Here is a 15,276-nt window from a genome sequence, read left to right as displayed (position 1 = left end):
ATAAGCTCCCCTCATGGAGACCATGGAACACAAAACAGGCTTGATCCTGACCGGCGGTGGCGCACGGGCGGCTTACCAGGTGGGTGTGCTCAACGCCCTCTCGATGATCCTGCTCGAAGCCGGCTGGCCGGTACACAGCAATCCCTTCCCCATCATCTGCGGCACCTCGGCCGGGGCCATCAACGGCACCGCCCTGGCCTGCCGGGCGGACGACTTCGGCGAAGCCGTGCGCGAGCTGATGGCGGTGTGGAGCAATTTCCAGGTGGAGCAGGTGTACCGCGCCGATTCGCTGGGCGTGATCCGCTCGGGGGCGCGCTGGCTGTCGCTGTTTTCCTTCGGCTGGCTGCTGCGCAAGTGGCGCGCCAATCCGCCCAATTCCCTGCTGGACAACACCCCGCTGGTGAGCATGCTGCATCGCCTGCTGGACCTGCCACGGCTGGATGCTGCCCTGGCCGAAGGACAGTTGCATGCGCTGGCGGTGACTGCCTCGTCCTACACCAGCGGCCAGCACATCACCTTCTACCAGTGTGCGCAAGAGATCGAACCGTGGCGGCGCACCCAGCGCCTGGCCATGCGGGATCAGATCGGCATCGATCACCTGCTGGCCTCTTCTGCCATTCCCTTCATCTTTCCGGCCATTCCGGTGTACATCGACGGCCGCTGCGAGTATTGCGGCGATGGCTCGATGCGCCAGATCGCCCCGATTTCCCCGGCCATCCACCTCGGTGCCACCAAGGTCCTCATCATCGGTGCCGGACGCATGGGCGAGAAGGGCGAGCAGGCCCCGACCAATACGCCGCATTACCCCAGCCTGGCGCAGGTGGCCGGACATGCGATGTCGGGCATTTTCCTCGACGGCTTGTCGGCCGACATCGAGCGCATCAACCGGGTCAACCAGACCTTGTCGGTCCTGAACGAGGAGCAGCGCCGGCATACGCCCCTGAAACCCATCCGTACCCTGGTGATCTCGCCCTCGCAGCGCATCGACAGCATCGCCAGCCGCCACGTCGGCAGTCTGCCGCGCCCGATCCGCACCATGCTGGGTGGCATCGGGGCCACCGAGGCGCGCGGCTCGGCACTGGCGTCCTATCTGCTGTTTGAACAAAGCTTCACACGCGAGCTGATCGCCCTGGGCGAAAGTGATACCTACGCCAAGCGCGAGGAGGTGCTGGCCTTTTTTGAACCGGATACCGCCCAGCTGCTCCAAGCCTCTGCCTGATTTGCTGCCGGTCAAGTTCCTGGCCTGCCGTGGTTGCCTAGCCGAAAGCAACGCGTTAATCTACCGAGTGCTGTTGCCATTCATTGACAAAATTGCAATTAACAGAATCAATGCAGACGATGCAGATGCGAGCCCGCTTCATTTCTTCCTTCTTCACCCGTTACTGGCTGGTGCTGCTGACGGCGTTGATGCTGTCCGTCCCGGTGCAAGCCAAGGGGCCGGTGCCGGGCAACTTGCCGGAGGTCAATCTTGACCAGCTGCCGCGCGAAGCCCAGCAGACCATGGCCCTGATCCGTCAGGGTGGGCCTTTCCCGTATGAAAAGGATGGCGCGGTCTTCGGCAACTATGAAGGGGTTTTGCCCAAGCAAAAGCGCGGGTATTATCGCGAATACACGGTCAAGACGCCGCGCGCCCGCAATCGCGGGGCCCGTCGCATCGTCAGCGGGGGAGAACCGGCCACGTCGGGCGAATACTATTACACCAGTGACCATTACAAGACCTTCCGCCGGATACGCGACTGATCTTGTACAGCGCAGGGCAGGGCGCGCGAGTCCTGTTGCAGCAAGCCACACAGCAGGCCAGCCATCACCATCACGACAATTACGACAACCACGACAGCCACACAGCCCCGCCTATGAATACTGAAGGCAAAATGAGTTTGTTCAAAACGGTGCCGCCCAATATCGTGCAATCGATCCGCGCCTTCCGCGTGACCGAGCTGCAGCAGGAGGCCGCGCACCTGCAGCAGCACTTTCTCTATGCCTATTGCGCCGAGGCCGTGACCAAGCAGCAGGTGCTGACCACCATCGCCACCGCCTTCCAGTTTCCCCGGCACTTCGGCAAGAACTTCGATGCCCTGCATGACTGCCTGACCGACCTGACCCACAAGGCCGGCAAGCAGATCGGTTTCGTCGTGGTGCTGGAGCAACTGCCCAACACCCAGAAATTCGACAAGGAAGCGCGCGAGACCTTGCTCGACGTCTTCCGCGATGCGGCCGATTACTGGGCTGAGAAGAAGGTGCCGTTCCGCGTTTTCTATTCCTTCCAGTAAATTTTCTTCACATTTTGATAAACCTTTTACGCCACGCCGGATCTTTCACATCGTGAAAACCGGCGGCGGAGGGGCTGTCAGCAGGTACAATGCGCACACCATGAGAAGCATTGTCATCCTGATTTCCGGACGAGGCAGCAATATGGAAGCCATCGTCCGCGCTGCACAGGCCGAGCGGTGGCCTGCCCGAATCGCCGCCGTCATCAGCAACCGCGCCGACGCCAGCGGCCTCGAATTCGCCGCCAGCCACGGCATCGCCACGGCCGTCGTGGCCAACCGCGACTATCCTACGCGCGACCAGTTCGATGCCGCCCTGCGCGAGCAGATCGACGCGTTCGCGCCGGACCTGGTGGTGCTGGCCGGCTTCATGCGGATCCTGACGGCACCGTTCGTCAATCATTACCAGGGCCGCATGCTCAATATCCACCCGTCGCTCTTGCCCAGTTTCCCCGGGTTGGCGACGCACCGGCAGGCACTGGCGGCCGGCGTCAAGCTGCACGGCGCGACCGTGCACTTCGTCACGCCCGACCTCGACCACGGCCCCATCGTGGCCCAGGCCGCCGTGCCGGTGCTGGAAGAGGACAGCGAGGAGACGCTCGCCGAGCGTGTCCTGGAACAGGAACATGTGATCTATCCGCGCGCCGTGCGCTGGTTCGTGCAAGGCCGTCTGGCACTGGACGGGGCGCGCGTGCGCCTGGCCGCCGAAGCCTGAGGCGCAACGAGCCAACGCTGCCGCGCAACCCTTATCTTGAATTGAATTGAATCTGAAGGACCTAGCATGAGATTGCCTCCCGCGATCATCCCCCATACCGAAGAACTGCTGCGCGAAGTGCTGCGCTTCACCGGCCCGGCCGACGTCACCCTGTCGCGCTACTTCCGCGACAATCCGCGCCTGGGCAGCCGTGAGCGCGGCGTGATCGCTGAAGCGGTTTACGGGCTGCTGCGCAACAAGACGGTCCTGACCAACTTCGCTGAATCCGGCAGTGGCCCGATGATGCGCCGCCTGGCCCTGCTGGGCCTGGCCGATGCGGTCGGTGCCGAATCCATCGCCGGCCTGCAGGAAGGCGAAGCCGAGTGGCTGGAGCGTGTGGCCCAGATCGACCGCACCCAGCTGGCCCCCCAGATGCGCAGCAATCTGCCGCCCTGGCTGTGGGAAAAGCTGGTCGCCCGCATGGGCGAGGAAGCCACCCTGCAACTGGCTGATGCCATGAACCGTCCGGCTCCGCTGGACCTGCGCGTCAATGCCCTCAAGGCCGACCGCGATACCGTCATCGCCGAACTGGCCAAGGCCCCGGTGGCTTGCGAGCCGACCCCGTATTCTCCGCTGGGCCTGCGCGTGTTCAAGAAGCCGGCCCTGCAGAACCTGCCGCTGTTCAAGGACGGTGCCATCGAAGTGCAGGATGAAGGCAGCCAGCTGCTGGCCCAGATCGTCGGTGCCAAGCGCGGCGAGATGGTGGTCGATTTCTGTGCCGGTGCCGGTGGCAAGACCCTGGCACTGGGCGCGCTGATGCGCAATACCGGCCGCCTTTATGCCTTCGACGTGTCCGAAAAGCGCCTGGCCAAGCTGAAACCGCGCCTGGCGCGCAGTGGCCTGTCCAACGTGCATCCGGTGGTGATCGCCCATGAGAACGACGCCAAGGTCAAGCGCCTGGCTGGCAAGCTCGATCGCGTGCTGGTGGATGCCCCTTGCAGCGGCCTGGGCACCTTGCGCCGCAATCCCGACATGAAGTGGCGCCAGAGCGTGGAAACGCTGACCGAGATGCGCGCCAAGCAAGGCTCGATTCTCGCCAGCGCCGCGCGCCTGGTGCGTCCGGGCGGCCGCCTGGTGTATGGCACCTGCAGCTTCCTGGAAGAAGAGAACGATGAAGTCATCGCCGACTTCCTGGCCTCGCACCCCGACTTCACGCTGCGTCCCATGAGCGAAGTGCTGGCCGAGCAGAAGATTGCGCTGGATACCGGCGACTACCTGAAGCTGCTGCCGCACCATCACCAGACGGACGGTTTCTTCGCGGCCGTCCTGGAGCGCCGCGCCGCTGCATGATGCGCCGGGTCTTGCTGCCTTGCCTGGCCGCCAGCCTGCTGGCGGCCGCTCCTGGCCTGCAGGCCAGGGAGGCGCTGCCGCCACCGCCGGTGATGGCAGCGCAGGGCACGGTGCAAACCGCCTTTGCGCCCTGGGATGACATCGAAGCGCTGATCGTCGGCCAGCTTCACTCTGCGCAGCGCCAGATCCTGATGCAGGCCTATCTGCTCACCAGTCGTCCGATTACGGATGAACTGGTGGCCGCCCGCAAGCGCGGCATCGATGTGCGCGTGCTGATGGATGCCGGCCAGCTCGACAAGAATTCCGAAGACCGCCTGCGCCAGCTGCGCGCGGCCGGCATTCCGGTCTGGCTGGAAACCGATTACCGCAATGCCCACAACAAGGTCATCATCATCGATGCGGCCTTGCCGACGGCCACCGTCATCACGGGCAGCTACAACTTCACCTGGTCGGCCCAGCACAAGAACGCCGAGAACGTGCTCATCCTGGGCAAGAACCCGCCACTGGCTGCACGCTACGCCAGCAACTGGCAGCGCCACCGCCAGGATGCCCAGGCGGCGCCCTGATTTGCCCTGATTCTTCACCCGGCCAGCCATGACCGATCATTTCCTTTCCCTCTTCACTGATATCAGCACCGTCGACCTGCTGCGCCAGCTGGTGGTCATTGCGCTCTGCCTGCTGGGCGGCATCGGCCTCTCGCGCTGGCTGCGCGCGCGCTTCGTGCTGCCGGCCGATGGCGAGGAGCAGTCGCTGGTGATGCAGATCGGCGTCAAGAGCTTCGCCCGCGTGCTCTCGCCGCTGCTGGCCCTGGGCCTGCTCACAGCTGCCTATTACATCCTCAAGCGCGGCCACCATGCCGTCACGCTCTGGGAAATCATGTTCCCCCTGACCATCGCCCAGGTGGCGATGCGTTTCGTTTTCTACGTATTGCGCGGCATCTTCGTGAAGGATGCGACCGTGGGCGCGCTGCTGCACCTGTCGGAAAAGGTCATCGCGCTGCTGGTCTGGCTGTGCGTGGTGCTGTGGATTACCGGCCTGTGGCCGGATTTCGTCGACTATCTGGATACCACCACCTTCCCGCTGGCGCGCCACAAGGTGTCCCTGTTGACGATGTTGCAAGGTGCGGCCTCGGTGCTGGTGACGCTCATCATTGCCCTGTGGATAGGCACGGTGGTGGAAAACCGCCTCATGAAGTTCAGCGGCATGCATTCCTCCCTGCGCACGGTGGTGGCGCGCATGATGCGGGCCTTGCTGATCCTGATCGCCTTCCTGGTCAGCCTGTCGCTGGTGGGGATCGACCTGACCGTGCTGTCGGTCTTCGGGGGCGCGCTCGGTGTGGGTATCGGCCTGGGTTTGCAGAAGATTGCCAGCAGCTATGTCTCCGGCTTCGTGATCCTGCTGGAGCGCAGCATGGTCATTGGCGATATGGTTGCCGTGGATAAATATTTCGGCAAGGTCACCCAGATCAATACCCGCTACACCATCCTGGAAGGGCTGGACGGGATCGAATCGGTGTTGCCCAATGAACTATTTGTCTCCAATCCGGTACAAAACTATTCCTTGACCCATCGCATTGTACGTTTGGCTACACAGCTTACAATTCTGTACCAGGACGATGTGGAAACGGTCTTGTCCATCATGGAACAGGCCGCACTTGGTGTACAACGGGTCTCCCAGCAGACCGCTCCGCAAGCCCTGCTGATCAAGATCGGGGCCGACGGACTGGATCTGGAACTGGGGTTCTGGATCACCGACCCGGAAAATGGACGGCTCAATGTGCTGTCCGACGTCAACCGGGCCATCTGGGCCGCCTTCAAACAGCATGGCATTCAGGTGGCACATCCCAAGCGCGACATTCGTATCATGGATGAGCGCAGCTTCCGCCAAAGTACGCGCCAGGAAATTCCTGATGTCCCAGAGGCACAGAATTCGCGTACAATGCCCGGCAATTAAAAGAAAATAAAACCATTTTCACGGAACAAGTAATAATCCTGTTTTGTAGTCCGATAGTTGTTTTCTATTTGGAGTTGTACTGATGACCCTTGATGCGATCCTCGACTTTGTTGCCAACGGCCTGCTGCACGCGTCCGGTTGGCAGATTGTCATTTACACACTGGTGATGACCCACATCACCATCGTGGGCGTGACTCTCTATCTGCATCGTTGCCAGGCGCATCGCGCGCTCGAACTGCACGCGATCCCCAGCCACTTCTTCCGTCTCTGGCTGTGGATGACCACCGGCATGGTGACCAAGGAATGGGCCGCCATCCACCGCAAGCACCACGCCAAGTGCGAGACCGAAGAAGATCCGCACAGCCCGCAGACCCGCGGCATCCACAAGGTGATGTGGCAGGGTGCCGAGCTGTACCGCAGTGAGTCCAAGAACGCCGAGACCATGGAGAAGTTCGGTCACGGCACTCCGGATGACTGGATTGAACACAACATCTACAGCAAGTACGGCTGGCAGGGTGTGGGCATCATGCTGATCATCGACGTGCTGCTGTTCGGCGCCATCGGTCTGACCGTGTGGGCCGTGCAGATGGCCTGGATCCCGTTCTGGGCGGCTGGCGTGGTCAACGGCCTGGGCCACTTCTGGGGCTATCGCAACTACGATTGCAACGATGCAGCGACCAACCTGTTCCCGATCGGCATCATCATCGGCGGCGAGGAAATGCACAACAATCACCACACCTTCGGCACCTCGGCCAAGTTCTCGGCCAAGTGGTATGAATTTGACATCGGCTGGATGTACATCCGCATCCTGGAGACTTTCGGCCTGGCCAAGGTCAAGAAGGTGGCACCGGTGCCCAAGTTCGACAGCCAGAAATCGGTGATCGACTTCGATACCCTGCAGTCCGTGATCGCCAACCGTTACGACGTGACCGCCAAGTACGCCCGTTCGCTCAAGAGCGCCTGGAAGGACGAGCTGGATCACCTGATCGAGAAGGCCCAGCTGGAATCGCGCTTCCTGAAGTCCTCCAGGAAGCTGCTGCAGCGTGAGCCGGCCCGTCTGGAAGATGGCCAGAAGCAGCAACTGTCGGAACTGTTCGCCCACAGCAAGGCGCTGCAGACCATGCATGAGATGCGCATTGAACTGAGCGCCATCTGGGAGCGTTCGCACTCGACCCGCGAACAGCTGCTGCAGCAATTGCAGGACTGGTGCACCCGCGCCGAGGCATCCGGCGTGAAGGCCTTGCGTGACTTCGCCCTGCGCCTGCGCAGCTACGCCTGATCGGCTTTGACCAGGCCGCTGCTCCGGGGTAAAAGCCGGAAGTGAAGGAAAAGCATGAAGACATCCCCGCAGAGCGATCTGCGGGGATTTTTTTCGTCATCGGCCAGTACAGGCCTGAAGGTTTTTGTCAAAAAACCGAAACGGGAGGGGAGGGCTGCGGTGCGCAGCGGGCTGACCGGCGCAATGCGGTCAACGTGAGCAGGCAATAAAAAACCCGCAGAGTATTCTGCGGGTTTTTCATCGGGAGACCGGGATCAATTACTTGATCTTGGTTTCCTTGTATTCGACGTGCTTGCGCGCCTTGGGATCGAACTTCATGATGCTGATCTTTTCGGGCGTAGTACGCTTGTTCTTGGTGGTGGTGTAGAAGTGACCAGTACCTGCGGTCGACTCCAGTTTGATTTTGTCGCGGCCGGATTTCGCCATGATAGATTTCCTTTACTCTGCTAATTAGACTTTTTCGCCACGAGCACGCAGATCGGCCAGAACGGCATCGATGCCGATCTTGTCGATCACGCGCAGGCCGGCGTTGGACAAACGCAGCGAAACCCAGCGGTTCTCGGATTCGACGAAAATGCGGCGGTTCTGCAGGTTGGGCAGAAAACGACGCTTGGTCTTGTTGTTTGCATGGGAAACGTTGTTGCCGACCATCGGCCCCTTCCCGGTGACTTGGCAGACACGTGCCATGTGAGACTCCTTAAAAATTTCCGAATTTGGGAAAAACGAGAGTATATGGAAAAAACTCTGCTTTTTCAATGACTTGCGAAAAACAATTGTGTCTTGATGTAGCTCATTGATTTAACAATTGAAGAAACATGGTTTTTCCGCTGTCACCCTCAATGGCGCAATCCCAGTCCTGTAAAGGCTTTGCGGCCGATCTGGCTGGTTACGGTTCACACCTTGCCGTGGTCGGCAAAGGAATACAGGCGTGTTCCGGCCACCACGATGTGGTCCAGCAATTCCACCTCAATGAGCTCCAGGGCTTGCTTGAGTGTCTTGGTCAGGCGCAGATCGGAGTCACTGGGCCGCGGGTCGCCGGAAGGGTGGTTGTGGGCAACGATGACCGAAGCGGCGTTGTAACGCAGCGCCATCTTGACCACTTCCCGGGGATGGACCGTGGTCTGATTCAGCGAGCCCCTGAACAATTCTTCCGTCCCGAGCAGGTTGTTGCGCATGTTCAGGAAGAGGGCGACGAAACATTCGTGTTCCTTGCCGAAGAAGGTCAGCTTCAGGTATTCGCCCACGACGCGCGTGGAATTGAGGGCCGATGCCTGCTTCAGATCGCTGTGGATGGCGCGCTTGGCCAACTCCAGAGAGGCCGATAGCTGGGCGCATTTGGCCGGGCCGAGGCCGTTGCCCAGACTGGGCTCGCGCTGAACGGCCTTGCACAGGCCTTCGAGCGAGCCGAAGCGGTGCAGCAGATCCATGGCCAGTTCCATGACGCTCTTGCCCGGCGTGCCCACGCGCAGAAAGATGGCCAGCAATTCCGCATCGGAGAGGCAGGCCGGGCCCAGCTCCAACAGACGTTCGCGTGGCCGCTGTGCGGCGGGCCAATCGACAATGGACATGGTCATGAGATGAATCTCCTTTCATATTGCGTTCGAGAGGAAAGACGGCAGCCGGTCCCGCCGCAACCGTCCAACAGAAGCCCGGCACCGCCGCAGTGCGCTTGCGCCGCCGCAAGGAAGTGTCCAATGCGCCCGCCACCCGCGCAGCCGGATGCGGCTGACAGCGGCAGAGCGGGCCAACGTGGCTTACAATAGCGGGCTCTTGTGCACCTTCCCGCTTCCAAGCCCGTTCCCAGCCATGTCCAGCCCAACCGTCCCCGTCGTCACCGAAAACGCCTATCTCACCTTGCATTACCGCCTGGCCTCGCTGGACGGCGAAGACATCGTCAGCACCTTCAACGAAAATCCGGCCACCCTGCAGTTCGGCCAGGGCCAGTTGGCTCCCTTCCTCGAAGCCTGCCTGCTGGGCCTGCCCGAAGGCACGCAGCAGACCTTTGAACTGAGCCCGGCCCAGGCTTTCGGCGAGCGCAGCGAAGAGCTGATCCAGCGTATCTCGCGCGCCACGCTGGAAGAGAATTCCTCCATGGATGAGGACTATCGCGTGGGCGACCTGGTCGATTTCGCTGCCCCCGGTGGCGGCCGCTTTGCCGGTATCCTGCGAGCGATCGATGATGATGGCGCAATTTTCGACTTCAATCACCCGCTGGCCGGGCAAACGCTGAAGTTCGAAGTAAAAATCATCGGAATCCTGTAAGAGCCTCGTCATTTGGCGAGTTGGCCCTCGCAATGTTTTGAAGAATCAAGGAAATGACCATGACCATGGAACAAGCCGAATCTGAAATCCTGCTGGCCCAGCCCCGTGGTTTCTGTGCGGGCGTGGACCGCGCCATCGAGATCGTCGAACGTGCGCTGGCGCAGTTCGGCGCACCCATCTACGTGCGCCATGAAATCGTGCACAACGCCTACGTGGTCAACGACCTGCGGGCCAAGGGCGCGGTCTTCATCGAGGAGCTGGCCGACGTGCCGGCCGGCAATACGGTCATCTTCTCGGCCCATGGCGTGTCCAAGGCGATCCAGGCCGAGGCGGCCGAGCGCGGCCTGACGGTGTTCGATGCCACCTGCCCGCTGGTCACGAAAGTGCATATGGAAGTGGCCAAGATGCGCCGCGAGGGCCGCGAGATCATCATGATCGGTCACGCCGGCCACCCCGAGGTGGAAGGCACCATGGGCCAGACCGAGGCCGGCATGCATCTGGTGGAGACGGTGGAAGACGTCCAGCGCCTGCAGGTGGCCGATCCCGAACTGCTGGCCTATGTCTCCCAGACCACGCTGTCGGTGGATGACACGGCCGACATCATCGCCGCCCTGCGCGCGCGCTTCCCGGCCATTGCCGAACCCAAGAAGGGCGACATCTGCTACGCCACCACCAACCGCCAGGAAGCCGTGAAGTTCATGGCCCCGCAGGTGGAAGTAGTGATCGTGGTCGGCAGCCCCAACAGCTCCAACTCCAACCGCCTGCGCGAACTGGCCGAGAAGAAGGGCGTGCCCGCCTTCATGGTCGACAACGCCGCCCTGATCGAACCGCAATGGGTACAAGGCCGCCAGCGCATCGGCGTCACGGCCGGTGCATCGGCACCGGAAGTGCTGGTGCAGGCCGTGATCGATCGCATCAAGGAAATCGGTGCGCGCAGCGTGCGCGTCCTGGACGGTATTGAAGAAAACGTCACCTTCCCCTTGCCCAAGGGCTTGGGTACCCGCACGCCCTCGGCCGAATCGGCATGAGCCTGAATCAGCCCTGTGACAAAGGGTGAATATTCGGACGAAAATCACGTCCGGCGTTTGCGCAAAGAGGCCTGCTGATGCAGGCCTTCTTCATTTCCGCGACAGCTGTTGTGAAGTCGCCGACAATTCATTGGTCTTACCGCACTTTCTTCTGTAACAGGCGATTGTTTGTGCTCGATTGTTGGAATCTTCTGCGTATAATTCCGCACCATTATCGACGGACCGCCCAAAAGGCGGCCGAGCGCTAGCCCTCACAAAGAGGGCAGGGCGTCGCCAACGCGACGTCAACCAGAGACGGGAGACATCCATATGTACGAGCATCTGCCCACCGGCCTCGCCCGGTGCCTCCGGCGAAGACCTCCCGGGCGCCCGCCCAGTCGATGCGCCAGCCCCGGCCCAAGCCGCCCGCACGGCTACTGCGGCTGAATTTCCCTCCATTCCCTCCGTCAGCGAGCCCTGCTCGCCGGGAACGCGTGCACCCTTTTTATGAAGAGTGATAACGCGGTCCCGGGTTTCGGGAACGGATTTTGCTAATCGACATGCTTTCGCGCGGTGTCCGCTTTGGTGCAGAGCCACGTGTTTTTCTTGTTTCCATTTAGATCGAAGAGTTATTCATGGACATTTTCATCCAGCAGATCATCAACGGATTGGTGCTAGGCAGCATGTACGCACTGATCGCCCTGGGCTACACCATGGTGTACGGGGTGCTGAATCTGATCAACTTTGCCCACGGCGACATCCTGATGGTGGGCGCCATGGTCGGCCTGTCGATCCTCAAATTGGTGCAGCAGGTCGCGCCTGACCTGCCTGGCATCGTCAAGCTGATCATCGCCATCGTCGGAGCCATTCCGGTGTGCGTGATCGTCAGCCTGCTGATCGAGCGCATCGCTTACCGTCCGCTGCGCAACGCGCCGCGCCTGGCGCCGCTGATCACCGCCATCGGCGTATCGATCCTGCTGCAGACCTTCGCCATGATGATCTGGGGCCGCAGCCCGCTGCCGTTCCCGCAGATCATGCCCTCGACCCCGGTCAACATCGCCGGTGCCCTGATCTCGCCGACCCAGATCATGCTGCTGATCCTGGCCCTGGCCGCGATGATCGGCCTGGTGCTGATCGTGGAGAAGACCAAGATGGGCCGCGCCATGCGCGCCACTGCCGAGAACCCGCGCATCGCCGGTTTGATGGGCGTGGATGCCAACCGCGTCATCATCGTCACCTTCGCCATCGGCGCCGCACTGGCCGCGATTGCCGGCGTGATGTGGGCTGCCAACTATTCCACCGCGCAATTCGCCATGGGCTTCGTGCCGGGCCTGAAGGCCTTCTCGGCGGCCGTGCTGGGTGGTATCGGCAACATCTACGGCGCCATGCTGGGCGGCATCCTGCTGGGCCTGATCGAGAGTCTGGGTGCCGGTTACATCGGCGACCTGACCGGCAACTTCCTGGGCAGCAATTATCAGGACATCTTCGCCTTCATCGTGCTGATCATCGTGTTGACCTTGCGTCCGTCCGGGATCATGGGTGAGCGTGTGGCGGATCGGGCCTGAGTTTTTAAGATTTAAAACCTTAAAAACTTAAAAACAGAAACTTAGAAACTTAAGAAATCGGAAGAGAACACTATGGCTCTCATGACCTTCGACATGAAGCGCAACCCCCAGCAGGCGCGGTTCAGCCTGCTGGCGCTGTTGGCGCTGATGATCATCTTCCCCATGATCGCCCAGCATTTCGGCAATTCGTGGGTGCGCATCATGGATATGGCGCTGCTCTACATCATGCTGGCCCTGGGCCTGAACGTGGTGGTGGGTTTTGCCGGCCTGCTGGACCTGGGCTACATCGCCTTCTATGCCATCGGTGCGTACACCGCCGGCCTGCTGGCCTCGCCCCAGTTCGCCGCCGTGATCGAATCCTTCATCAACACCTATCCGGCCATCGGCAATTTCCTGGTCTGGCTGTGCGGTCCGCAGATCGTGCAGAACGGCATCCACCTCTCGCTCTGGCTGATCGTGCCGATCTCGGGCGTGCTGGCGGCGCTCTTCGGTGCGCTCCTGGGTGCGCCGACCCTGAAGCTGCGCGGTGACTACCTGGCCATCGTGACGCTGGGCTTCGGCGAAATCATCCGCATCTTCATGAACAACCTGAACGCGCCGGTGAACATCACCAATGGTCCGCAGGGCATCAACCTGATCGACCCGATCCGCGTGTTCGGTGTCTCGCTGGCCGGTGAACCGGGTTCGGGTTCGATGCTGAAGATCTTCGGCATGAACCTGCCCTCGGTGAACGCGTACTACTACCTGTTCCTGGTGCTGTGCATCTTCGTGATCTTCTTCTCGAGCCGTCTGCAGGATTCGCGCCTGGGCCGTGCCTGGGTGGCGATCCGTGAAGATGAAATCGCCGCCAAGGCGATGGGCATCAACACCCGCAACGTCAAGCTGCTGGCCTTCGCCATGGGCGCGTCCTTCGGTGGCGTGGCCGGTGCCATGTTCGGTGCCTTCCAGGGCTTCGTCTCGCCGGAATCCTTCTCCCTGACCGAATCCATCGCCGTGCTGGCCATGGTTGTGCTGGGTGGCATTGGCCACATTCCGGGCGTGGTGCTGGGTGGCGTGATCCTGGCCGCGCTGCCGGAAGTGCTGCGCCACGTGGTGGAGCCGCTGCAGATGGCCATCTTCGGCAAGGTGTGGATCGATGCCGAAGTGCTGCGCCAGCTGCTCTACGGCCTGGCCATGGTGATCATCATGCTGACCCGTCCGGCTGGCCTGTGGCCCTCGCCGCGCCATGAAGACCGTCCCGAAGTGGACCACACCCAAGTCGGTACCACCGGCGAAGTCAAAGCTTAATCTGGAGCACAGAACATGACACAAACACTGCTCAAGATCCGTGACGTCAGCAAGCGTTTCGGCGGCCTGCAAGCCTTGAATGGCGTGGGCATCACCATCGAGCGCGGCCAGATCTATGGCCTGATCGGCCCCAACGGCGCCGGCAAGACCACGTTCTTCAACGTCATCACGGGCCTGTACCAACCCGATACCGGCAGCTTCGAACTGGACGGCAAGCCTTATTCGCCGAGCGCCCCGCACGAAGTGGCCAAGGCCGGTATCGCGCGTACCTTCCAGAACATTCGTCTCTTCGGTGAAATGACCGTGCTGGAAAACGTGATGGTCGGTTGCCACGTGCGCACCAAGCAAAATGTCTTCGGTGCCGTATTCCGCCACAAGGCAGCACGTGACGAAGAAGCGGCGATCCGCGCCAAGTCGCAGCAACTGCTGGACTTCGTGGGCATCGGCCAGTTCGCCAAGCGCACGGCGCGCCACCTGTCGTATGGCGATCAGCGCCGTCTGGAAATCGCCCGCGCCCTGGCGACCGATCCGCAACTGCTGGCGCTGGACGAACCGGCGGCTGGCATGAACGCCACCGAGAAACTGGCCTTGCGCGAGCTGCTGGTGAAGATCCAGGCCGAAGGTAAAACCATCCTGCTGATCGAACACGACGTGAAGCTGATGATGGGCCTGTGCAACCGCATCACGGTGCTGGACTACGGCAAGCCGATTGCCGAAGGCGTGCCGGCTGACGTGCAGAAGAACCCGGCGGTGATCGAGGCCTACCTCGGTGCAGGACATTAAGCGAGACCACAGAACATGACAACGAACATTCTCAAAGTCGACCAACTGAGCGTGGCCTATGGCGGCATCAAGGCCGTCAAGGGCATCAGCCTGGAAGTCAACGACGGTGAACTGGTCACCCTGATCGGCGCCAATGGCGCCGGCAAGACCACCACCCTCAAAGCCATCACCGGCACGCTGCCCAGCAGCAAGGTCGACGGCCACGTGTATTACATGGGCAATCCGTTGAAGGGCAAGAAGTCCTTCGAGCTGGTCAAGGACAAGCTGGCGATGGTGCCGGAAGGCCGTGGCGTTTTTACGCGCATGAGCATCCAGGAAAACCTGTTGATGGGCGCCTACACCAGCAATGACAAGGGCCAGATCCAGGCCGACGTCGACCGCTGGTTCGAGGTCTTCCCGCGCCTGAAGGAACGTGCGGCGCAGATGGCGGGGACCTTGTCGGGTGGTGAACAGCAGATGCTGGCGATGGCGCGCGCGCTGATGAGCCATCCCAAGCTGCTGTTGCTGGATGAGCCCTCGATGGGTCTGTCGCCGATCATGGTGGAGAAGATTTTTGAAGTGATCCGCAATGTGTCGGCACAGGGGATCACCATCCTGCTGGTGGAACAGAACGCCAAGCTGGCGCTGCAGGCGGCGCATCGCGGCTACGTGATGGAGTCGGGACTGATCACCATGGAAGGGCAGGCGCAGCAGATGCTGGATGATCCGCGGGTGAAGGCGGCTTATCTGGGTGAGGGATAAATCGATTCGTCAATTCGTAAATGATATAAATCATTTGTAATGGATCGAAGAAAAAGCGCAGCCGAGGCTGCGCTTTTTTTGCGTCATC

General features: G+C 61.3%; 18 protein-coding genes. 15 read left to right on the top strand and 3 right to left on the bottom strand.

Going from position 1 to position 15,276, the window contains the following annotated elements; all coding sequences use genetic code 11:
* The first annotated feature begins 13 nt into the window (after positions 1 to 13).
* The 9 genes from ACWHXP_RS14385 (at position 14) to ACWHXP_RS14345 (ending at position 7,741) form a co-directional block, all read left to right on the top strand.
* Positions 14 to 1,219, top strand: a complete 1,206-nt coding sequence (locus ACWHXP_RS14385) for a patatin-like phospholipase family protein (protein ID WP_034339323.1) — start codon at positions 14 to 16, stop codon at positions 1,217 to 1,219.
* A 125-nt stretch (positions 1,220 to 1,344) separates the two neighbouring features.
* On the top strand, positions 1,345 to 1,740 hold the full coding sequence (locus tag ACWHXP_RS14380) for a guanyl-specific ribonuclease (RefSeq protein ID WP_121044780.1): 396 nt from the start codon (positions 1,345 to 1,347) through the stop codon (positions 1,738 to 1,740).
* Positions 1,741 to 1,742: 2 nt separating this feature from the next.
* Positions 1,743 to 2,270, top strand: coding sequence for a barstar family protein (locus ACWHXP_RS14375; RefSeq protein ID WP_370516341.1), 528 nt, complete (start codon positions 1,743 to 1,745; stop codon positions 2,268 to 2,270).
* A gap of 100 nt (positions 2,271 to 2,370) precedes the next feature.
* Entirely contained in the window at positions 2,371 to 2,982 is a 612-nt protein-coding gene (purN, locus tag ACWHXP_RS14370) for a phosphoribosylglycinamide formyltransferase (protein WP_204725037.1), read from the top strand.
* Between the two features lie 66 nt (positions 2,983 to 3,048).
* A complete protein-coding gene (locus ACWHXP_RS14365) occupies positions 3,049 to 4,311 on the top strand; it encodes an RsmB/NOP family class I SAM-dependent RNA methyltransferase (RefSeq protein WP_489624883.1) in 1,263 nt (420 codons plus the stop codon).
* Positions 4,308 to 4,877: a phospholipase D family nuclease gene (locus ACWHXP_RS14360; RefSeq protein ID WP_489635712.1), complete on the top strand. Its 570-nt coding sequence runs from the start codon at positions 4,308 to 4,310 to the stop codon at positions 4,875 to 4,877. Before ACWHXP_RS14365 ends, ACWHXP_RS14360 begins: the two co-directional genes overlap by 4 nt.
* Before the next feature lie 28 nt (positions 4,878 to 4,905).
* Positions 4,906 to 6,264 (top strand): mechanosensitive ion channel family protein, encoded by a 1,359-nt coding sequence (locus ACWHXP_RS14355; protein ID WP_489624885.1) that lies wholly within the window; start codon positions 4,906 to 4,908, stop codon positions 6,262 to 6,264.
* A gap of 82 nt (positions 6,265 to 6,346) precedes the next feature.
* The gene (locus ACWHXP_RS14350; protein ID WP_121044028.1) at positions 6,347 to 7,543 is read left to right on the top strand and encodes a DesA family fatty acid desaturase; all 1,197 of its coding nucleotides are present in this window, start codon (positions 6,347 to 6,349) and stop codon (positions 7,541 to 7,543) included.
* A 54-nt stretch (positions 7,544 to 7,597) separates the two neighbouring features.
* On the top strand, positions 7,598 to 7,741 hold the full coding sequence (locus ACWHXP_RS14345; protein WP_166675601.1) for a hypothetical protein: 144 nt from the start codon (positions 7,598 to 7,600) through the stop codon (positions 7,739 to 7,741).
* Between the two features lie 60 nt (positions 7,742 to 7,801).
* Here ACWHXP_RS14345 and rpmG read toward each other — a convergent pair whose 3' ends face one another.
* From rpmG to radC, 3 genes are all read right to left on the bottom strand, one after another.
* Positions 7,802 to 7,969, bottom strand: coding sequence for a 50S ribosomal protein L33 (gene rpmG, locus ACWHXP_RS14340; RefSeq protein ID WP_006463731.1), 168 nt, complete (start codon positions 7,967 to 7,969; stop codon positions 7,802 to 7,804).
* A 24-nt stretch (positions 7,970 to 7,993) separates the two neighbouring features.
* Positions 7,994 to 8,230 (bottom strand): 50S ribosomal protein L28, encoded by a 237-nt coding sequence (gene rpmB / locus ACWHXP_RS14335; protein WP_006463730.1) that lies wholly within the window; start codon positions 8,228 to 8,230, stop codon positions 7,994 to 7,996.
* A gap of 206 nt (positions 8,231 to 8,436) precedes the next feature.
* Entirely contained in the window at positions 8,437 to 9,111 is a 675-nt protein-coding gene (radC, locus tag ACWHXP_RS14330) for a RadC family protein (protein ID WP_034338236.1), read from the bottom strand.
* A 238-nt stretch (positions 9,112 to 9,349) separates the two neighbouring features.
* Here radC and ACWHXP_RS14325 point away from each other — a divergent pair, with 238 nt between their 5' ends.
* The 6 genes from ACWHXP_RS14325 (at position 9,350) to ACWHXP_RS14300 (ending at position 15,188) form a co-directional block, all read left to right on the top strand.
* Positions 9,350 to 9,805, top strand: coding sequence for an FKBP-type peptidyl-prolyl cis-trans isomerase (locus ACWHXP_RS14325; RefSeq protein ID WP_039785208.1), 456 nt, complete (start codon positions 9,350 to 9,352; stop codon positions 9,803 to 9,805).
* 59 nt (positions 9,806 to 9,864) lie between these two features.
* Positions 9,865 to 10,833, top strand: coding sequence for a 4-hydroxy-3-methylbut-2-enyl diphosphate reductase (ispH, locus tag ACWHXP_RS14320; RefSeq protein WP_489635713.1), 969 nt, complete (start codon positions 9,865 to 9,867; stop codon positions 10,831 to 10,833).
* 614 nt (positions 10,834 to 11,447) lie between these two features.
* Entirely contained in the window at positions 11,448 to 12,377 is a 930-nt protein-coding gene (locus tag ACWHXP_RS14315; protein ID WP_034338197.1) for a branched-chain amino acid ABC transporter permease, read from the top strand.
* Between the two features lie 72 nt (positions 12,378 to 12,449).
* Positions 12,450 to 13,664 (top strand): ABC transporter permease subunit, encoded by a 1,215-nt coding sequence (locus ACWHXP_RS14310; protein WP_402704373.1) that lies wholly within the window; start codon positions 12,450 to 12,452, stop codon positions 13,662 to 13,664.
* Between the two features lie 15 nt (positions 13,665 to 13,679).
* A complete protein-coding gene (locus ACWHXP_RS14305) occupies positions 13,680 to 14,447 on the top strand; it encodes an ABC transporter ATP-binding protein (RefSeq protein WP_034338203.1) in 768 nt (255 codons plus the stop codon).
* A 15-nt stretch (positions 14,448 to 14,462) separates the two neighbouring features.
* Complete coding sequence (locus ACWHXP_RS14300) at positions 14,463 to 15,188, top strand: ABC transporter ATP-binding protein (RefSeq protein ID WP_034331852.1); 726 nt, start codon at positions 14,463 to 14,465, stop codon at positions 15,186 to 15,188.
* Positions 15,189 to 15,276: the final 88 nt, after the last annotated feature.

Source organism: Herbaspirillum sp. Her2 (genome assembly GCF_057961375.1).
This window is presented reverse-complemented; position numbering and strand designations above follow the sequence as displayed.

Excerpts from the sequence above, each read along its gene's own strand:
- ACWHXP_RS14385 (WP_034339323.1), top strand. The coding sequence starts at position 14 with ATGGAGACCATGGAACACAAAACAGGCTTGATCCTGACCGGCGGTGGC.
- ACWHXP_RS14380 (WP_121044780.1), top strand. The coding sequence starts at position 1,345 with ATGCGAGCCCGCTTCATTTCTTCCTTCTTCACCCGTTACTGGCTGGTG.
- purN (WP_204725037.1), top strand. The coding sequence starts at position 2,371 with ATGAGAAGCATTGTCATCCTGATTTCCGGACGAGGCAGCAATATGGAA.
- ACWHXP_RS14365 (WP_489624883.1), top strand. The coding sequence starts at position 3,049 with ATGAGATTGCCTCCCGCGATCATCCCCCATACCGAAGAACTGCTGCGC.
- ACWHXP_RS14360 (WP_489635712.1), top strand. The coding sequence starts at position 4,308 with ATGATGCGCCGGGTCTTGCTGCCTTGCCTGGCCGCCAGCCTGCTGGCG.
- ACWHXP_RS14355 (WP_489624885.1), top strand. The coding sequence starts at position 4,906 with ATGACCGATCATTTCCTTTCCCTCTTCACTGATATCAGCACCGTCGAC.
- ACWHXP_RS14350 (WP_121044028.1), top strand. The coding sequence starts at position 6,347 with ATGACCCTTGATGCGATCCTCGACTTTGTTGCCAACGGCCTGCTGCAC.
- ACWHXP_RS14345 (WP_166675601.1), top strand. The coding sequence starts at position 7,598 with ATGAAGACATCCCCGCAGAGCGATCTGCGGGGATTTTTTTCGTCATCG.
- rpmG (WP_006463731.1), bottom strand. The coding sequence starts at position 7,969 with ATGGCGAAATCCGGCCGCGACAAAATCAAACTGGAGTCGACCGCAGGT.
- rpmB (WP_006463730.1), bottom strand. The coding sequence starts at position 8,230 with ATGGCACGTGTCTGCCAAGTCACCGGGAAGGGGCCGATGGTCGGCAAC.
- radC (WP_034338236.1), bottom strand. The coding sequence starts at position 9,111 with ATGTCCATTGTCGATTGGCCCGCCGCACAGCGGCCACGCGAACGTCTG.
- ACWHXP_RS14325 (WP_039785208.1), top strand. The coding sequence starts at position 9,350 with ATGTCCAGCCCAACCGTCCCCGTCGTCACCGAAAACGCCTATCTCACC.
- ispH (WP_489635713.1), top strand. The coding sequence starts at position 9,865 with ATGACCATGGAACAAGCCGAATCTGAAATCCTGCTGGCCCAGCCCCGT.
- ACWHXP_RS14315 (WP_034338197.1), top strand. The coding sequence starts at position 11,448 with ATGGACATTTTCATCCAGCAGATCATCAACGGATTGGTGCTAGGCAGC.
- ACWHXP_RS14310 (WP_402704373.1), top strand. The coding sequence starts at position 12,450 with ATGGCTCTCATGACCTTCGACATGAAGCGCAACCCCCAGCAGGCGCGG.
- ACWHXP_RS14305 (WP_034338203.1), top strand. The coding sequence starts at position 13,680 with ATGACACAAACACTGCTCAAGATCCGTGACGTCAGCAAGCGTTTCGGC.
- ACWHXP_RS14300 (WP_034331852.1), top strand. The coding sequence starts at position 14,463 with ATGACAACGAACATTCTCAAAGTCGACCAACTGAGCGTGGCCTATGGC.